At 32.7% G+C, this 20315-nt stretch carries 13 protein-coding genes; 1 reads left to right on the forward strand and 12 read right to left on the reverse strand.

Going from position 1 to position 20315, the window contains the following annotated elements; genetic code table 11:
* Positions 1-21: 21 nt before the first annotated feature.
* The 4 genes from JMO20_RS10575 to JMO20_RS10590 are packed head-to-tail and all read right to left on the reverse strand — an operon-like array spanning position 22 to position 6219.
* A complete protein-coding gene (locus tag JMO20_RS10575; protein ID WP_207753486.1) occupies positions 22-684 on the reverse strand; it encodes a sugar transferase in 663 nt (220 codons plus the stop codon).
* A 26-nt stretch (positions 685-710) separates the two neighbouring features.
* Positions 711-1820, reverse strand: a complete 1110-nt coding sequence (locus JMO20_RS10580) for a DegT/DnrJ/EryC1/StrS family aminotransferase (protein ID WP_202709636.1) — start codon at positions 1818-1820, stop codon at positions 711-713.
* A gap of 28 nt (positions 1821-1848) precedes the next feature.
* Positions 1849-4803: an O-antigen ligase family protein gene (locus JMO20_RS10585; RefSeq protein WP_202709637.1), complete on the reverse strand. Its 2955-nt coding sequence runs from the start codon at positions 4801-4803 to the stop codon at positions 1849-1851.
* Between the two features lie 51 nt (positions 4804-4854).
* On the reverse strand, positions 4855-6219 hold the full coding sequence (locus JMO20_RS10590; protein ID WP_202709638.1) for a GumC family protein: 1365 nt from the start codon (positions 6217-6219) through the stop codon (positions 4855-4857).
* A gap of 341 nt (positions 6220-6560) precedes the next feature.
* Here JMO20_RS10590 and JMO20_RS10595 point away from each other — a divergent pair, with 341 nt between their 5' ends.
* Positions 6561-7679, forward strand: a complete 1119-nt coding sequence (locus JMO20_RS10595) for a YibE/F family protein (RefSeq protein ID WP_202709639.1) — start codon at positions 6561-6563, stop codon at positions 7677-7679.
* Positions 7680-7837: 158 nt separating this feature from the next.
* Here the strand turns inward: JMO20_RS10595 and JMO20_RS10600 are convergent, their stop codons facing one another.
* The 8 genes from JMO20_RS10600 to JMO20_RS10635 form a co-directional block, all read right to left on the reverse strand.
* Entirely contained in the window at positions 7838-10054 is a 2217-nt protein-coding gene (locus tag JMO20_RS10600; protein WP_202709640.1) for an S-layer homology domain-containing protein, read from the reverse strand.
* Between the two features lie 65 nt (positions 10055-10119).
* On the reverse strand, positions 10120-15294 hold the full coding sequence (locus JMO20_RS10605) for a CehA/McbA family metallohydrolase (protein ID WP_202709641.1): 5175 nt from the start codon (positions 15292-15294) through the stop codon (positions 10120-10122).
* Positions 15295-15666: 372 nt separating this feature from the next.
* Positions 15667-16098 carry a 3-hydroxyacyl-ACP dehydratase FabZ gene (gene fabZ / locus JMO20_RS10610; protein ID WP_202709642.1) on the reverse strand — a complete coding sequence of 144 codons (432 nt, stop codon included), beginning with the start codon at positions 16096-16098 and terminating at the stop codon, positions 15667-15669.
* Positions 16099-16125: 27 nt separating this feature from the next.
* Entirely contained in the window at positions 16126-16560 is a 435-nt protein-coding gene (locus tag JMO20_RS10615) for a hypothetical protein (RefSeq protein ID WP_202709643.1), read from the reverse strand.
* Between the two features lie 100 nt (positions 16561-16660).
* A complete protein-coding gene (locus JMO20_RS10620; RefSeq protein ID WP_202709644.1) occupies positions 16661-17584 on the reverse strand; it encodes an AEC family transporter in 924 nt (307 codons plus the stop codon).
* 103 nt (positions 17585-17687) lie between these two features.
* Positions 17688-18038 carry a rod-binding protein gene (locus JMO20_RS10625; protein WP_202709645.1) on the reverse strand — a complete coding sequence of 117 codons (351 nt, stop codon included), beginning with the start codon at positions 18036-18038 and terminating at the stop codon, positions 17688-17690.
* A 124-nt stretch (positions 18039-18162) separates the two neighbouring features.
* Positions 18163-18960 carry a flagellar basal-body rod protein FlgG gene (gene flgG, locus JMO20_RS10630; protein ID WP_202709646.1) on the reverse strand — a complete coding sequence of 266 codons (798 nt, stop codon included), beginning with the start codon at positions 18958-18960 and terminating at the stop codon, positions 18163-18165.
* Between the two features lie 88 nt (positions 18961-19048).
* On the reverse strand, positions 19049-20122 hold the full coding sequence (locus JMO20_RS10635; RefSeq protein ID WP_202709647.1) for a flagellar hook-basal body protein: 1074 nt from the start codon (positions 20120-20122) through the stop codon (positions 19049-19051).
* Between the last annotated feature and the right edge of the window lie 193 nt (positions 20123-20315).

The raw sequence follows: 20315 nt of genomic DNA on the forward strand, positions 1-20315 counted from the left end.
AAATGTATGATTCCATTTCTTTTAACTGTCTGCCTTACTTCCTCTAAACGGTTCCATCGTAACTGATGTATCTGAACTGATGCCTTCCTTAATAAATACCTTCTTTACAGTAAGAAAGATAATCTTCCAATCACCTATAAAACTAACATTATTTACGTAATCAACATCAAGATTAAACTTATCTTCCCAACTGATGGCATTACGCCCATTGACCTGAGCATGCCCTGAAAGACCAGGTCTCACTTTATGTCTTCTCTTTTGATGCTCATTGTATAGATCCAAGTATTGAATGAGTAAAGGTCTTGGCCCAACAATACTCATATTCCCCTTTAGAATGTTAAATAGCTCTGGTAGTTCATCTAATGATGTGGACCTTAGCATCCTACCAAACTTAGTAAGTCTCACCGAGTCTGGAAGCAGCTCACCCTTCTCATTCTTCCCATCCGTCATTGTTCTAAACTTATACATGGTGAAAAGCTTCTCATTAAGCCCAGGTCTTTTCTGCTTAAATAAGACTGGACTACCAAGCTTGAGCCTAACAAGAATCGCGATCATTATAAGCACAGGACTTAAAACGATAATTGCCATCAAAGACAAAACGAAATCCATTGGTCTTTTAAGAAACCTTCTATATATACTTTTATTCTGTCTTACTTCATCATCTGTTTTAACTTCACTCTGCATCTATTATCACCTGCTTCTTATTTAGACTATAGTCTCTTTATAATCCTACAAATTCTCTCAAGATCTTCATCTGTCATCTTTGTATCACTTGGCAAACACACACCATTCTCAAAAATCTTTTCACTCACAACTCCACCAACATAATCATACTCAGCAAAGAATGGCTGCATGTGCATTGGCTTCCACACAGGTCTCGATTCAATATTCTCAGCTTCTAAAGCTTCCATAACATCTAAAGGTCTAACTCTACCCCTCAATGTTATTACACTTAGCCAATAATTTGGATCATTCCAGTCATTGATTGGCATGAAGTTTACACCTTCAAGTTGTCCAAGTTCTCTCTTATAAAATTCAAAAATATATTTCTTTTTAATAACCCTCTGATCTAACACCTTAAGTTGCCCTCTTCCAATGCCAGCAACAACATTGCTCATACGGTAATTAAACCCTAATTCACTATGCTGGTAGTGCCTCGCTGCATCTCTTGATTGTGTGGACCAAAACCTAACTTTCTTAATCCTCTCTTCATCATCAGAAACAAGCATACCTCCACCTGATGTTGTGATAATCTTATTGCCATTAAAACTGAACACTCCAAATTTACCAAAGGTTCCGGTGTGCTTTCCTTTATAATAAGCCCCTAAAGACTCAGCTGCATCCTCAATGACTGTAACCTTATGTCTACTGCAAATATCCATAATCCTATCCATATCAGCAGACAAGCCATATAAATGTACAATTAAAACAACTTTTACCTTATCACCGTACTTCCTAAAGGCTACCTCTAATTCTTTAGGATCCATATTCCATGTTTCATAATCACTGTCGATAAAGACAGGAGTAGCGTTCTGATATATGATTGGATTGGCTGTAGCAGAAAAAGTAAGGGTTGGACAAAGTACGATATCTCCTTCACCTACTCCTGCAGCTTTAAGCGCTAAATGAATAGCGCTAGTTCCTGATGAGAGAGCAGCTGCAGCTTTAGAACCTACCTTAGTAGCCAATTCATTTTCAAACTCATTTACATTTTCCCCAAGAGGAGCAATCCAATTTGTATCAAAAGCTTCCTGTACATATTCCATCTCATAGCCTTCATCACTCATATGGGGTGATGCTAAATATATGCGTTTACTCATTACCTCCAACCTCATTCCATTTTTAATCTTATTTTGCTTCCTTAAAAACTATTGCTTCCTCTATATCAATATAACCATCGTCATTACCATTATGTTGTAATCTTAAGTATTGACTTCCTGGAGCAATATCTGAATCAGTTTTAAAATCTAATTTTAACAGTGTCCATTCATTGTCAACATTTATCTCTTTCAACCTTGCTTGCCATGTTCTTTCAGCATTGTTATCAGTTATACCAATCTCACAGCTATCTTTTTTAATTGTTCCTTTTACCTTAATAAATAATGAGTAATTAGTATTAGGTTCAAGCTTTAACCCATAAGGATAAATCATCCCATACCTTTCTCCCTCATTAGTTATTCTTATATAGTCACTTTCATCTTGCTCCATTTGCTTATGCTTAATCTGTCCTCCATCACTATTCCATTCCCTAAGCATATCAATTTTCCCATCACCATCTATATCCAAATCAAAATAATATGCAAAGTTCAAAGCATAGTTATTGTCAATCATATATTCACTACTATCCAAATTCTCCTTATAGAATTGAATATATCCTAACTTGTATAATAAATCTTCGTTATATCTAAGTGGTTCAATTGCCTTACTATTTATTTCCTTTATTTCCTCTTTAACCTTATATGCTTCATTAATAATCTCTCTGGCCTTATCTTTATCATTTTTTTGATTTAAATAATACTTAAAAGCACTTAGATATGCATTACTCTTTTGAAGATAATTCTCCACAATCATAGGTTGAATTTCAACAGTTTCATCTACTAAACTTAAAGCTCTATCTATATATCCTATATTTAAATAAAATGAAGCTCCTACAGCTTTTATATTGGGATTATATTTCCCAAGCTCTTGTGCCTTATCCATTTCTCTAAAAGCATCATTGATATATTTTTTATCTTTAGTCTGTTGATACATATTCTTTCCTAGTGTAGCAAAGTCTGCCCTATATTCCGTCTTATATGGGTCAAAGAGTATTGCTTTATCAAAATATTCTATAGCTTCCTCTATATTATTTTCCTCACTAGTTTTAACTGCCTTCTGAGCTAAAGCATTTCCTATCACTAAAGAAGATGAATTGATTAATAGTAATACCAATACAATCATACTAATAACCTTTATTACCTTACTTCCATCCTTTTTGTCTTCCTTCACTTCTATATATCCTGCTAAAATACCCATTAGTCCCCACAAGATAAATGTTAGTGCTGAAAGGGATAAATCAAAGTCCATAAAAGCATGACCTAGTATTAAAACAACTGTAATAAATATTGTCACTATACTTATTTTACTTTTTTCATCTTTTAAGCTATGCCATTTTTTATATGTGTAATAAACTAACAAACAAATCATAGCTAATAATATAAGCAATCCAACAATGCCTACTTCTATCCAAACCTGTAAGAAGTAGTTATGAGCCTGAGTACTTGTATATCCATATGATTGATATGAAGTATATAGTCTGCTCCAGCCTCCACCGCCAGTTCCTAAAAGGAAATAATCCTTTATAACTTTTAATCCATCTCTATAGAAAGTTAATCTTCCCTGAGCACTATTATCATTTATGTTAATACTATTAATTCTAGTTATAATAGATTCTGGAATATATTTGTATTTTAGTTTAATCTCATCAATTATAGAATCCCTTTGAGTATCAATAACCGTTGCATTATCATATGTTATAGATGTTCCTGAGTAATAGTTGTCAAAATATACTCTTATACTATTGGTTTTTTCTGTAGTTACAAATTCCAATTGTAATTGATTCTCATCTGATTTATTTATTTGTTCTGTTTTTAATTGTTCTAAATTCCCTTTATCATCTAAACTATATACTCTAACTCTTCCTATATAGGGCTGTTCCTTACTATTTTCACCACTATAATTTACTGATAATGTATATTCTCTATTTTCTTCTATATTACCAACATTCCTATATATAGTTATCCAATTATCCTTAGTCGAATTATTGCTTAGTGTCAATGGTTCAATTTGATTAAAAGCATATAATATTCCACTACCACAGATAATAACTATTACTAATATAAATATCAGTACTTTATTTGTACTGATTTTAATCTTATTAATTTTAGGATTAATTAACACTATAAAATATGATATTACACCCATGATTATTGCAGGTAAAATAGACATTATCCATTGTATAAAACTATTACTATCAGCTAATTGACCGAACACCATTGCAAAACCAATGCTTATTATAGAGTTAAAGAATAAAAATATTATTAACTCTAATTTCTTTTTATTTGGTATAGCAATAATATATAGTAATAAAACAAATGGTAATATTAGCCACATTCCCCTAGAGTATGTAAGTATAAATGTAAATAGAAGCAAGCTTGAGCTGGCTCCATATAGAATTTTATTTTCTTTATTTTCTTCTGTTATAAAAAGACCAGTAGCAATTATAAATATGGCTCCTAGAAAAGATGCCAGAGTATTAGGATACTGAAATGTAGATGCTATCCTATCTCCCATTACGGCACCATTGTAGCTCCATGTTCCAATATATGACCCGATTCCAACTATTGAAACTCCAACTGCACTGATAATTAATGTATTGAACATCCACTTTTTATTTTTTTCATCAGTTGATAAATCCCTAGCTAATAGAAAAATAAAGAAGTAATTTGCATACTTAAGCATTTCTCCTATTGCTAGTCTAGTGTCTACTGCATAGAATATTGATATAAAGTACATAAATACAATACCTATAGCAGTTATATCTATAGGTGACTGTATTAGCTTGTACTCCCTTTTCTTATATTTAGAGCCTATCCAAATTAATGCTAAGGCAAATGATAATACATGGGTAGGCATTAGTTCTTTTTCAAAGTACATACCTCTAAAGAACGGTGGGTATGCTAATAATATACAGAATAGTACTAAAACAATATTTTCAACAGATAATAAAGTTTTTTTATTATATTTTGCAACTTTTGTAGGCATTATTGGCCTCCTAACTTATATGTTTAATATACTTTTATCCCCTTATTTGTATTAAGCTTCAGCTGAGGTCTTCCAATAATGTCTAAAGAAAGCTATAAATACTCCTAGCATTACTCCAAGAACTCCTCCTATTGCTAGATTAAGCACCTTGTTTGGACTTACTGGATTTTTAGGAACTATGGATTTAGAAACTATAGTTATACTCGACTCTCCTACCTCTGTGGCTTCTGCTATTCTAGTAGCTTCATATTTATCTAAGAATGAATCATAGGTGCTTTGAGATAGATTTACCTTTCTTTGAATTAACTTTTCATTATGCTCTTTATCTGCTAATTCTACTTGAAGACTTTCTAACTCTTTCTTAACATCATTGATCTTATCTTCTAGATTTTCCTTTGTCCTATTATAACTAAATTCTATATTTTCTTTTTCTTGCTTTACCCTTGCAGAATCTATTTCATATTGATCTACTTTCTCTTTAAGAGTTAAGTAAGTAGGGTTTATTTCTTCACTTTCCATTTTTATATCTGATATATCCTTTGTAGATGAGTTTGTCTCTTCCTTCACTATATCAGAAAGAGTTGAATCATCTGTAATTGACTTCTCGGTGGTAAGCTTTTCCGGCGTATTACTTAATTGAACCCTAGCACTTTGTAATTCTGCTGATATTTTATTTTCTTCCATTTCTTTATCTAAAAGTTCATCTTTATAATCTATCTCTTCTCTTGACAATCTATCTTTATAGCTATTTAGTTCACTTAGTTTTGAACCCACTTCTGCTCTAAGCTCATCTACTCCTCTAGGCTGAGCTAAAAACTCTTTTAACTCTAATAAAGCTTCATCCAACTTAGTCTTTTCCACCTCAAGCTGAGAATTTATAAAGCTTGAATTCTGTGAAGCTTTATTCTTAGCTAAGTCAGTTATAAAGTATGTGAAGTTCTCAGTCACTGTATTAGCGATTTTTGCTGCCAATTCTGGATCTGTATGACTAGCCTTAACGATTATCAAATTTGTATCTGCTATAGTTTGTAGACTTATCATATTAGCTAGGCTATCTACTGTTATATCTTTTTCAGCTAAATTTAGCTCCTCAATGGTTTTTAACAGTATCTGTGAATTTTTTATCTGCTCCTTATAGGTTTGAAGAGTCATTATTGGATATGATGAAAATGAATTTAAAATCCCATCTATGTTTTCAGATTGGATATCCATATTAGATAATTTATCGGTTGCTAAAGAAGCCATCATTGTTGTTTTAGCTTCATATTTTGGCTCTATTATAAAAAAACTAAAAACAGCCGAAGCTAGTACACATATAACGGTTATTATTGCGATCATTTTCCATCCATCAAGTAAGGTTTCAATTAACTCTCTTAAACTTATTTCATCATAATCTCTCTGATTTATTTGCTCCATCTCTTTCTCTCCTCCTAATTTATATGAGAACTCCTAATATAACTCCACTTCTACATTCTAACATAAATTCCTTCGCTAAAAAATATCTAATTTTGTCACATTTTGTCATATTCTCAAGTTTGTTTACATTAATATATTTTATATATATTCTATATCAACTTTATATATGATGCACTAATTATTATACTAATTAAGTATACCAAAAATTGCCTTAAATTTAAACCTGTCTAGGGTACTAAAACTATTTAATTTTTTTAAAAAAGAGGGTCATAAAAAATACATTTTAAAAATATAATATATAAACTGTTATTGGGACAAGCATTTTAACAAAGGAGGTCCTTATGAAAAAAGATACTATTATCATAGTTTTATTGGCCATTATTTTATCAATTGCATCTATTACTTCTTCAAATTTATTCAAGGAAAAAAATAATGGCAATTATGAGTTTGAAAAAGCTAAAGTATTGCAAATTAATCAAGATAAAACAGAAGAAGATAATGTATTGCCTAATTCCTATTTAGGTTATCAGGATATTAAGGTTAAAATTCTATCAGGGGAGCACGAAGGAGAAGTTTTTAATATTAGAAATTCATTAAGTAGATTATATAATGTCCGTACTAAAGAAAATATGACTATAATAGTTCGATTATTTGTTAAAGACGATATACTACAAAATGTGATTGTGTTTAATTACAGCAGAGAAATTATCATTTTTTCATTAATAGCTTTATTCTTTATTGTATTAATCTTATTTGGAAGAAAAGAAGGAGTAAAGTCTATTATCTCATTGGTGTTTACGTCTATTGTAGTAGTTTTTTTTATGCTTCCTATGATTTTTAGGGGATATGACCCCGTTCCTATAGCTATCATAACAGTAAGTGTGGCAACTATGATAACTTTACCCCTTATAGCTGGATGCACTAGAAAGTCACTTGCTGCAATATTGGGGACAATAGTGGGTATTATTATAGCTGGTATTATATCCTATATAGCAGGTAATCTAGCCCATCTTTCTGGAGTCACTATGGAAGAAGCTGAGGAATTGATATATTTGGCTGGAGATGTGGGATTAAAGGTTAAGGGTCTTATGTTTGCAGGAATCTTGATTGCTAGTCTAGGAGCTGTTATGGATGTGGCTATGTCAATAGCATCATCTATATTTGAAGTGCATAATAATAATCCTAAGCTAAGTAGCAAAGAGCTATTTACTTCTGGTATGAATGTAGGTCGAGATGTGATGGGAACAATGTCTAATACTTTAATATTAGCCTTTGCAGGGGGTTCTCTAAATGTTATGATACTTATTGTAGCCTATCAAATGCCTTATAATCAATTAATCAACTTAGATTTAGTAGGTACAGAGCTTATTCAAGGCTTGGCTGGAAGTATTGGCATAGTATTGACAGTACCATTTACTGCACTAATATCTTCAGTGTTATCAAAGAATAGATTAGATTAATATTTCTAGTAATAAAATGATAAAATTGCAACTCGGATGAAATCTTATATGAATTTATTTAAACTATATTATTTAATTTACTAAGTTAAATGATTGACATATAAAATTCTCTAAAAAATAACCTGGAGAACTATCTCCAGGTTATTTTAATTAGTATCTTATATTTCATCAAGTAAATCTAGTAGCCTATATATAACTACTGCTGATTGGGCTCTAGTTGCTTTTTCTTGAGGTCCGAATGTTCCATCTCCTAGGCCTTTGATTAGCCCCTTATTTGCAGCTAAGGTTACTTCTTCCTTAGCCCAGTCTGAAATTTCATCTTTATCATTAAAGCCTAAATCTTTTACTGTATATATTTCTTCTGGCTTTACATATTTTAGTGCTCTAATCAACATTACAGCCATTTGCTCTCTGGTTATTTCTCCATTTGGATTGAATTTACCGTCATGTCCTGTTACTATTCCTAAACTAGCAGCTATTTCAACTGGCTCTTGATACCAGTCTCCCTGGTTAACGTCGCTAAAGTTTACACTGTTATCATCCATCTCTAAATCTAATGCTTCTACTATAAGCTTAGCAAAGGCTGCTCTTGTAATATTAGCTCTTGGAGCATAACTTTCTTCGTCTATTCCATTAATTATATGTCTTGCTGACAGGACTTCTATTTGTCTTTGAGCCCAAGATATATCTGCTATGTCATTGAACGTTCTTCTATATTCAATTGCAGTATATTTGCTGAAATGGTCTACAATAAACTCTATCTCTCCATCTTTAGTCACCCTACCACCTATATACTCCCAAATCTGTAACGCCTCATTATAGTAGTAGATTCCTAATCTCTGTGGATCTATTACTTTACTTGGATCGTACTCCATTGTGATTGTAAGTGGTTTATTAACTTCTACATTTTGAGTAGTCTCTCCTAATATACTGGTAATACTAAAGTCAAATATATATGCTGCAGGATGAAAATCATCTCCTAGCTGAGATATAATATTTTCTTTTTCATCTTCACTTAACTTCTTAATATTAAATGATAATTGTGATTCTTGCTGAGCTTTTAATGAATCTGGCTCTATTACTATACTTACATCGTCGACTTTTATTTCTAATGCTGTATTATTTTCACTTCCTAATTTTAAAAGCTTTGAGCTCATATTCACCGATGTTTGACTAGAGTTTGAGTCCGTTGATGCATCAATTGTTACTTTTCCATTGCTATTATCTTGTATTTGATCCATAACTCCATTATTGTCTACAACAAAGTTTGTAGTTATATTGCCTTGTGAGTCAGTAGTTATTGTTGCTGTCCCCTGTTGGGTAACTACTTTTTCTTCCTCCTGATTTGATTCTTCAGGTTCTTGGGATTTATCAGAGTTAGAATCTTTTGGATCTGTTGGACTTGGTGTATGTCCTCCAGTAGAACGTTTTTCAACAGTTACATTAAATGTTCCACTTATGTCTCCAATACTTGCAGTTATTACTACACTTCCTTTTCCTTTACCAGTTACCAATCCAGAACTACTAACTGTTGCTATACTGTCATCTGAACTTGACCATATAATATTTGATAGCTCTTGATTTGATGCATCAGAACCATCACTCATCTTACCGTCAACTGTTAACTGTATAGTGTTATTTACCTTTATTTTATTCTTATTAGCTGTGATTGATAGACTTTCTAGCTCAATGTTTATATCTTCATTCCTTATATTAAAGTCTACTATCTTCTCTGCTTCATAGCATTTAAGCTCTATATGATATGTTCCAGTCTTAGCGGTTTCAGACAGTCTAAACTTAACATTAAATCTCCCTTCACTATTGGTTGTATATTGTTCAATATCGTATATTGCCTTACCGTCGTCATTTTTTACAACCATAGTTACTGGTGCATTTGAAAGCGGATTTTCATCAAGATATATTCTTCCTGTTCCTGTTATATACTCATCAATGTCATAATCTTCTTTAGTTAAGTTAAATTCCATAGTATGAACTTTATTTGTATTATCTTCACTTACGCTAAAATTTACTGTCTTTTCTGCCTCATAGGATTTAAGTTCAATATAGTATGTTCCATCTTTTGCTGATTCTGACATTCTAAATTTGATACTGAATTCCCCTTCACTATTAGTTTTGTATTGTTCAATATCATATATTGCTTTTCCACTATCATTTCTTACAACCATAGTCACCGGTGAGTTTGAAAGGGGTGAACCATTGAAATATACAGTCCCTGTTCCCATTATATATTCATCAATGCTATAGTCTGTTTTGTCTAAACTAAATTCCATGGTATGATTTCCATCTGCAAAGGTTGGAACTCCAGCACTTAGAATCATTACTGTTAATAATAAATAAGCTAGTATCTTCTTCATTTCTCCTCCTCCTATCCATCTATTTAGTATAATAGTTTAGTGAAAAGGGACAAGCCCTTTTCACCTTATTCTACTGTAAATTCAAAGGTTCCAACTTCTGATAGAGGAGTTCTATCGGTTAAGTCACTCCATAAATATACCTTGGCAGTATGGGTTCCTTTACTTACACCATTAACCTTAAATCCTAAGGATAAGGACCTTACTTCTTCAGCATCAAGGTCTACCCCATTTACAAATCCAATTGCATAGGTTCTATCTTCAGAATCAACTAACTTAATAATAACTGTACCTGAAATAGCTTCATCTATTATATTAGTAAGCTCTGTATTTACCATAACCACATCTTCTTCTTCGAAATTTTCAGTAAGATTACCGTTTATGTCAGAAGTATTAACTGATGGAATTTCAACTGGATAATCAACTTCCTCTAGTTTAACTATTTCAGTAGTATTTCTTACTCTAATTCTATGGCCTTCTGGGTCTTGAGATGCCAATCCTATTGCACTTACATTGTCTCCTACCTCTATTGATGGATCCCATTTACCAAGAGTTTCAGAATTACCTGTTCCATCTCCGATATATCCATTTACGTAAACCCTTGCTTCACCAGAGCCATCATCTAGATACAATGAATTTTCGGTCATCCTAGTTACAGTTCCTTGAACCTTAACAAGCCAACCTTCATTTTCCTCGAGCATACTATCTCCCGTAGTCATAGTCTTAGGATCTACTAATGTTATTTCATCATCTAGAATAACAACATCATTATTTTCATTTTCTACTGAAAGTTCGGCGTCACCATCATATTGATCAACAACTCCTGTTATCCTAACCTTAGTTCCAAGGGGTAGTGGAGTGGCTGATACACCAAATACCGTTATACCACCAGTTTCATCTTGAACATAAATTACTTCAAAGAATGAATTTTTTGGAGTAACAGCTTCAGATTGGGCAGTTACTCTACCTATAATACTAAATTTTTCACCTAAATGGTCTGGAATACCATCGTTGTCTTTATCTTCTCTTACTTTTGCTATAGTCTTTAACTCAACTTCTTTTGGCTGAACCATCCAATTTATTATATTTTCAGTAATCTGTCTATTTGAATACATATCATCGGATGATGCTGTTTCAAAGTCTGAGAAGAAAATGCTTCCAGCTACTATGATTCTAGCTCCATTTGATAACTCTTCAGCACCAATTACTTTTACATCTCCCATAGTAACTGGTACGTTATCTCCTTGATAATCTGAATCTAAGGTTTCAGTAGTTTCATGTCCTTTTACTAGCCAATCTATAGCTTCATCGCTTCCTCCATCCTTTGTGATGACAGAACATCCGCTATAGAAGCTATACGTTGTGCCTTCAGGTACATTTTCAGCCAAGTTATACTTTGTAGATTCATATTTATCAAAGTATAATCTATATGGTTGACCACCATTGGTAGTGTCGTCTACTACTTCGTCATCATTAACCCTTAGGTTAGTTCCTACAGCTTCTAATATCTTATTTAGCTGAACTCCATTGCTATATTCTCCTGTTCCATCCTTATAGTCAGCCCTAGAAGCAACGATTAATGGTCCGCCATTATCAGTGTATTCCTTTATAGCTGCTACTTCTGAATCGGTATATAAAGATTTAGTTAAGTCATAGTCTGGGTCATCAGTACTTTGTGGGTCTGTTATAATTAATAATTGTGCATTCTCTAAATCTTCCGATGTAAGCTCATCTTTATTTTCGACTAACATAAATTTATTTTCTTTAAATATATCTTTTAATGTTTCATATTTCCCTGCATAGTACCCACTTATATATGCATTGTAATGTCCTGTATCTAAAACTATCTTAGTTACATCTTCAGGATCGGCATATGTAACAGATGTACTACTGTGGAATACCTTATCAACTCCATCAATATTTATAGTTGTCTGAGCATAAATATTATACTCTCCTACCTCATCAGAGGTCCATTCCATCGTTGCTAATCCTGTAGAGCCCGATGTAATAGTTCCGACTGTGGATTCTCCTATTTTATTATCTGTTTCAATTGAATCTTTATAGAATTCAACCTTAATATCATTTATCATATTTGGACCATTGTTATATACTGTTGCATTAATTTCAATTGGCTTATTTACTATTTGTGGGTCTTGGGATACTTCTACTTTTGATATACCAACTGGTGTTACTTCATCGGTCCAGACTGGAGCTGTTACTGCTATATCTTTATCTCCTTGGTCCACTCTAACGTAGTAGTAGCTGTATTGTGGGTCTAGCTCAAGCTCCCAAATAGCTTCATTATTTTCAAAAGTCTTTGAAGCCACTTCTACTCCACCATTTGATATAATTGAAACTTTGCCTATTTCATCTGTTTCATCTGGGTCATTAATTTCTATAGATATATCTAGTGATTCTGGATCATCTAAAGTAGTTCCCATAATATTACCATTCACCTTATATATAATCTCAAGATTCTTATCCTCCGTTGCGTAGAACCTTAGGTTACGAATGCCATCGTAGATATTTGACCTAGTTAATTCAGGCGCAAGTACTACTGTTCTAGCATCATTTGAGGTTATCCATTGTCCTTTATGATTATCTTGGTTGTTAGATGGTCCTAAATGCCATCCTTTGTCTAGTGCTCTAGTATAATAATCGTAACTTGGGAAGTATCCACTTCCTCTGATAGGTCCTTCACCATTTCCTACTTCTATAAGGTGTACAACATTGTCTGCTGATTCACTGTAAAAACTAAAATCAGCAAAATCACCAAAGGTTTTTCCTGGGTGATTTAGTTGTGATAATGAATCAGTGTCTGCAGCAATATGCTCATAATATGCAGGCAAATCCATATTACTATTAGTTCTTGATGAGAACCAAGGTGTATTAAAGGTATTGATATGACCCCATCCACCTGTACTTCCGCTCCAAGTCATTTCAAAGCCTGCTAAAGCCACGAATTCTCCATCTGAATTATAGGAATCTGCAACTGTATGCATTTCCTTCCATTCGTCACTGGTAGACTGACTCACATTTGTGATGTTTTCATTAGCTCTATCAGATTCATTATCAAACCAGTTAGAGTGATCTGTTACTGCAAAGAAATCTGCTTGCCCTTCATCCCTTGCCCAAGAATAAGCATCATCTAAACTACCTTGACCATCGGATACATTTGTATGGCTATGAAGCTGTCCATAATAGAAGTTATATTCTTCTTCACCTATGTTAAATGTCCATGTGAATGAGGTGTCATTTCCTACAGTATCACTTACTTCTACTGTTACTTCATGGGCTCCTAATTCTAGATCTTGCTCAGGATAATAGGATACACTGTCTTCTTTTACAGTGGCTCCCGTGGTTACATCTATTCCATCCAATAATATCTTAACCGTATCAGTATCTATTCCAGATAGGTCATTAAACTCTGCCCTTATACCTGGTTTAGTTTCAGTATCAAGTAAAACTTCATCATCAGATGGTATTACAGTCGTAATCTCAGGACCTGAAATATCATCATCTGTTATTGTTACTTCATAAGGAGTGTTAGTGTCCTCTGGAGATGTTATGGTATTAGTTCCATCAGTAGCTTCGATATAATATGCTATACCATCTGTGGATAGTTGATCTTTTGATATCATTGCACTATATTCTCCATCGGATAGATTCATATCTATAGTTTCATATTCTGTAGTTCCTGTTACTTTGTAATAGAGCTTAACATTTGAAACTTGCCTATCATCTGTAACTGATGCTTTAATTTCAAGGTCTTGACCTATATTCCCTTCTGTTACTGCTATATGAGTAATAACTGGTGCTTCTGTATCTGGTCCTAAGTCAGTTTTTGTAACATCATCAGCTTTTCTTACATATAGCTGATAGTCATTAAACTGAGATACTATAGCTACCACATCTACTTTATCTCCCTCAGTTATATCTGTTAATTCTGGTATCCTGTATACGTTCACACTATTACCGAGATCATCACTAAGAGATGTGTTGCCGGATGTGTTTATTGCCCCTATTGTCACATTTGACACTTTTACTAGTTCACCCTCATATTCTTCACCTATTTGATCTATCGTTATTTCTTGTGGTTCGGGTAAAGGATTTGCTGAGGATATCTTTTCTACTGTATAATTTTTTAGCTCAAGTAATCCATTATATTCTGTAACTGTACCTGTTACCTTTACTAAATCACCTTCTGCTATCTCTATATCATCTGATTGGTTGTATAAATTAATCCCTGCTGTTTCGTCTTGGATATATACATTGCCACTGGCCGAGGTTATTATCCCTTCAACTGTAACTATGGTATTAGAAGGTTCCTGTCTAGCCTGAATTATGGTCATTTCTTCTATTAAGCTATACTCAAATTCTGAAATGTCACTATCTTCTAAGCCATCCTTACTAGCATAGGTTTTTATAGTCAAAGGCTCATTAACTGCTATAGGGCTGTTGTCGTTAAATACTTCATAGGATACATCATTATTACCATCTGCATATACCGCATAATATACTGTAGCATCCTCCGTATCAGTGGATAACATAATCTCTGTTCCTTTTTGTACTTGTCCAGCCATAGGTGATGCAGTAACATTTTCAACTTTCTCTGGTACTGGCTCTTCGTCACCAAATCCATCCATAGTATGACTACCTAAGTATGTGAAGGTATCCTTAGGATAAACATCCCATTCAGCTGTCGGGTCGAATGGATTACTAGAGTCAGTATCTCCTGATACTACACTACTCTTTCGAACTAATGTGTGGTCTTTTGCTTCCTCGTTAGTTCCCCACCCGTCACCCGGGTCTACTCCAACTTGACCAAACACATCTATAATTTGTCCATTATTTTTAAGTATTAATGTGTCATCTCCATTAAAGTTTGCAACTCCACTAGTTGCATTTGATATACTCTTCATTTCATCGTTAGCAGAGCTATTTACAATAATGTAAACATTACCACTTTCAAGACTACCATCTAAAGTCGTAGTACTACCTGCCGAGGTATTGCCATTACTGTAAAGCTCTACAGTATATTGAGATAAATCAACATCACTGCCTGTACCATTAAATATTTCTATACCTTTATTGTTACTACTACCTTCTATATACTCTGAGAAAAATAAATCTGTGGCACTTGCCGCATTTACTCTATCTGGTATACTTAATCCAATTAAATTAGTTAAAATCATTGTTATAACTAATAACAGATTTAACCCTTTGGATATTTTTCTATTCAATTTTAACCCTCCTATCTTTCATTATAAAACTGATTAAAGTAAATTTTATTCGTAAGTACCTTTTTAGTTTTCCTTGCTTTATCCGTGAATCTGTTTCTCTAAGATATTCTTTTTTTAGTAAGTTTACTTTTTTATTTTATTATTTATCATTAGTGAAATTTCTTAAAATCCTTTGTTATTTCACCATACTATTCCTCCCTTTGTACAAGTTTTATTCTTAATATGTCTATGCCTTTAAAAAAGTTATATTACTATTCTCTTATCCTTTGCTTTTATAAATATAAAAAGGTAATAGCTAGAAAATCAGTATTTTCTAACTATTACCTTTTCTTTATTATTATAAGCTTTAATAATATTTTGCGTTTTTATATTCTATTCTTGATCAACTAACCCAAACATTAATGTACCTTTACATGCTACTTGTCCATCTACATAGGCAATTGCACTGGCCTTTCCTATTCCTCTTCTCATAGTAATAAGCTCAACTTCCATTCTAAGGGTATCTCCTGGTCTGACTTGTTTCTTAAATCTCACTTTATCAATTCCAGTAAACACACCTAGCTTACCTTTATTCTCTTCCATAGTCATTACTGTAACTGCTCCTACCTGTGCCATTGCTTCGACTATAAGCACTCCTGGCATAAGTGGATTTCCTGGAAAGTGACCTTGAAAGAAAGGTTCATTTATTGTTACATTCTTAATCCCTACAGCTTTCTTCCCTTCTTCTATTTCAATTATCTTATCCACTAGTAAGAATGGGTATCTGTGAGGTATTAGCTTTTGTATCTCCATGCTATTTAGCATATGTATCAACTCCTTATCTTTTTCTGTTTATTCTACGTTTTCAAGTTTTTTGCTAATTTCAATTATTCCTGTATTATTTAAAATAGTTTTTATAGCAAGATAATTCACATCAATCTGCAACTTATCAATTTTATTTTCTATGTTATTCAGTCTATCATTAGTGACCTCTTTACTGTCATATAATCCCCTGATTTTATCGCTTATTTCCTCTTCAATCTTTATTTCTAATCTCTTGATTGATTGGCCATTAGCTTTGATACCTTCAGCATTAGCTTTAATTGCTTTTCTATTCTCTTTGATTGCTTCGGTGTTAGCTTCAATTGCTTTCCTATTTTCTTTGATTTCCTTAGTATTCGTCTCGATTTTCTCTCTATTCTGCTGTATTTCACTTTTAAGTTCTTTTCTTGTACCTTGCAATTCTAAGTATATTTTCTCTAGTAGGTCAAAGGTTTTGTCTTCCATACCATCACCCCATTTGTTTTATAACTTTATCATATCATATAATTAGAGTTTGTACTTATTCTACATTTTTTGAAAGTTAAAAATATTTAACATCATTCTTTTAAAGATTGGTGATAGCATATATTATTAGAGGTATAGTTCCTATACTTAATAGTGTTGTCAAAAATATCCCCTGTGATGCAAGCCTATAGTCAGAATCATATTTTCTAGCAAATATTGCTGCATTAGCCGCTGCTGGCATACTGCTTAATATGATAAGAATGCTGGAAATCATCTCTGGTATATTCATAAATTTAAATATAAATATTAGGGATAAAGGAATTAAGATTAGTCTAATAATAGAGATAATAAACAATCTAGCATTTCCTAACATTTCTTTAAATTTAGCATCTCCTAATAATGATCCAACTAGCATCATAGCTAAAGGTGTTGTAGTATCCCCTATAAGCTCTAACGGTCTATAAATAACATATGGAAGTTCTATTGAAAATATAAAGAGACTAAATCCAATTAATACTGATATAATCCCTGGATTAATTAGCATTTTAAAATTTATCTTTTTATCTTTTTCTTGACTTATAAATATTATCCCCAATGTCCATAACAAAATATTGAATAAAAGATTAGATATGGCTCCATAGAATACGGCTATTTCACCGAATACAGATAATAATATAGGGTACCCCATAAACCCTACATTAGGAAATATAACTAAAAATTGATATACTCCTTTTTGTGGATTCTCAGCGTGAAATAACTTCATAAAAATTACCGAAACCAATATCATAAATATATACATAAAAGAACCATATAAAAGAATTTTCAAACTATTATCAAGTATTTCCTTTGAAAATTCATAGTTCATTGCCGTTATTAACAATGCAGGAAGAGTAACATATATTATTAAGCCAGTAAGTCCCTTTCCTAATTCATCAGTTATAATTTTAAACTTCTTTAGTGCAAAACCTATTACTATCAATATGAATAATACTGTTACTTGCTGTAATACTACAGTGAATTCCATGATTTTTTCCTCCTTTACTACCATGTACAGTATACTATATATAGTATTATGATTACAATATTAAGTGTATAATTGCAACAAAAAAGAGAAGGTTATTCCTTCTCTAAAGATTCCCTCTATTCTGTTTCATTTGCTGATATATTATCTTTGCTAATCCAATGCCTTGATTCTGACTTTGAGAGATATTCTTAGCTATTTCTTGGTCATACATATCTTCAAATATTTCTTCCCCTTGACTCTTCTCAACAAGACCGCCTTCTGGCACAGTTGCTCGCATTTGCTTAAGCATCATATGAACAAAGATTGATTCAAACTCTTGACAAGCCTTCATAAGATGCTTATCTTCCTTGGCATTCTCCAATTTCTTCTTAAGATTTTCTGTGCTATTTTTATTGGACTGAGCGTTTGTCTTATCTACAATATTTCCTATATTTACATTCCCAATTCCAGGCATGAAATCACCTCTCTTGTTTTCCTAACCTTTTTCCCAGATTATGTATTATAATTATAAAACACTAGGTAATGATTATTATAATTCAACTAGAAATCTTACTGGTATTTTATATTATAATTTCTTACTATCTTTTCAAATTATTAGCCCCTTGAAGCATTTCATCAGCAGCTTGTATAGTTTTTGAGCTAGTTTCGTATGCCCTTTGAGCAGAAATCATTTTAATCATTTCATCTACCACCTGAACATTAGACATTTCTAGATACCCTTGAAGTATACTACTATCCATCTCGTCGGCATCTATAGCTATCTCTTCTCCTGATGCCTCTGTAGCTTTATAAAGGTTTCTACCTTCGCTAAGAAGTCCTTCTGAGTTCATGAAATCTACTATTTTAAGTCTTCCTAGTTCGACAGTTTCATCATCTTCATCCTTGGCAGTTATATAGCCTTGCTCATCTATTGACAAATCCTTCATTTCTTGATCTATAACTATAGTATTATCGTCTTCATCTAGTACAAAATGTCCATCTGATGTTACCAATGAAGCTTCATCACCATCTATACTTAGCTTAAAGCTCCCATCTCTAGTATATCGAGCTTCTCCATTAGGCATTAACACAGCGAAAAATCCTGGACCGTCTAAGGCTAAATCTAAAGTATTTTGTGTTTCCATTACACTCCCAGTCTTAAAATCTCTAGTAGTTGCTGACGCCATAACTCCATGACCTACTTCAAGATTTACAGGTCTACCTTGTTCATCATTGAGATTAGATTTTCTCATAGTTTCATATAAAAGGTCTTTAAACTCAAGTCTTTGAGTCTTATAGCCTGTAGTATTTACATTTGCTAAATTATTCGAAATAGTATCTATATTTAATTGTTGCCCCTTCATTCCTGTTGCTGCAGTCCATAGCGAACGAATCATCTTAATTGCTCCTTTCAAGTTTAAGTAACTTTATACTTCTAATACAAGTCACTTATATTATCGACAGCATTTATTCTTTCTTTAGTATTTAAATTTTTGCAATTTCATTTATAGCTTTTCCAAGCATTTCATCATGGGATCTAATGATTTTTTGATTTGATTCATAATTTCTCATAAGTGTGATCATTTTCACCATTTCTTTAATGGTATCTACATTTGAACCTTCTAAATAACCCCTTATAACTTGTCCATTAAATTCCGATTCTTGAGGCTCTACACCTTCTTCTAGCTTATATAAGTTATTTCCCTGTTTTCTTAAGTCTTCAATATTATCTAGAGTAACAATATCTAGAGAGTCGATTGCCTCTCCGTTATTAATAATTTGTCCTTTTTCATTTATGGTAAAATCGTCGCCCTCAGCAACAATAGATCCATATTGACCTAATACAAAATATCCTTCTGTAGTGATCAATTCACCATTTTCATTTAATGTGAATGAGCCGTCTCTAGTATACATGTCTCCTTGAGGAGTATGTACTTTGAAAAATCCGTCTCCTTTTAAGGCAAAATCAAGCTGATTTCCAGTCTGTCTTAAATCACCTTGGATAAAATTAGTTGCAACTCTATCAAGTCTAACTCCGCCACTGGTAGTACCGATAACATTTGGAAGAGGAAAGCTAACAAGATTATCCATAACTTGTCCGTTAGATACTACTCTACCATCTTGTGTAATTTCAATATTACTATCTTCAACCCTTATCCTGCCATTTTGTCCTAGTACATAGTTTTCTCCCTGTGTTTTTATTTTGCCGTTATTATCCTTGAAATAAGTCCTTAAGTATCCATCATCATCAACTACAAAGTTCATTTCTCGATTATGACTTATACCTTCAGGGGTTTCAATTTTAAAATAACCTGAATTAATCGATAGAGAATATACATCACCATTTTGTGTAACTTCTACTCCTTTAAAAGGTGTTGTTCTATTTCCAGATAAACCATCATTAATTTTAGATAATAAAACCTCAGGAAATGATTGGGATATTACTACGTCTTTCTTATATCCAGTAGTATTAATATTAGCGATATTATTTGATACAGCATCGAGTCTTTTTTGATTCAATAATAGGGCTGTTGTAGATGAATACAATCCGTTATTCATAAAAGGCACTCCTTTATATTATATAGATGTAATTAATGTCAAATTATGTCTAACTATCTTATTTTTAATTCTATTTGGTATAAGTATTAATGTCAATCCTAATTTATTACCATTTATATATTTTTTCTTGACTTAAAAGCCTCTTTGTCTTTCAGTTTCACCAGTAGTTCCATTCTCAAGGACATCAATCCAA

This window comes from Sporosalibacterium faouarense, assembly GCF_016765695.1.
Classification (GTDB): Bacteria; Bacillota; Clostridia; order Tissierellales; family VENL01; genus Sporosalibacterium; species Sporosalibacterium faouarense.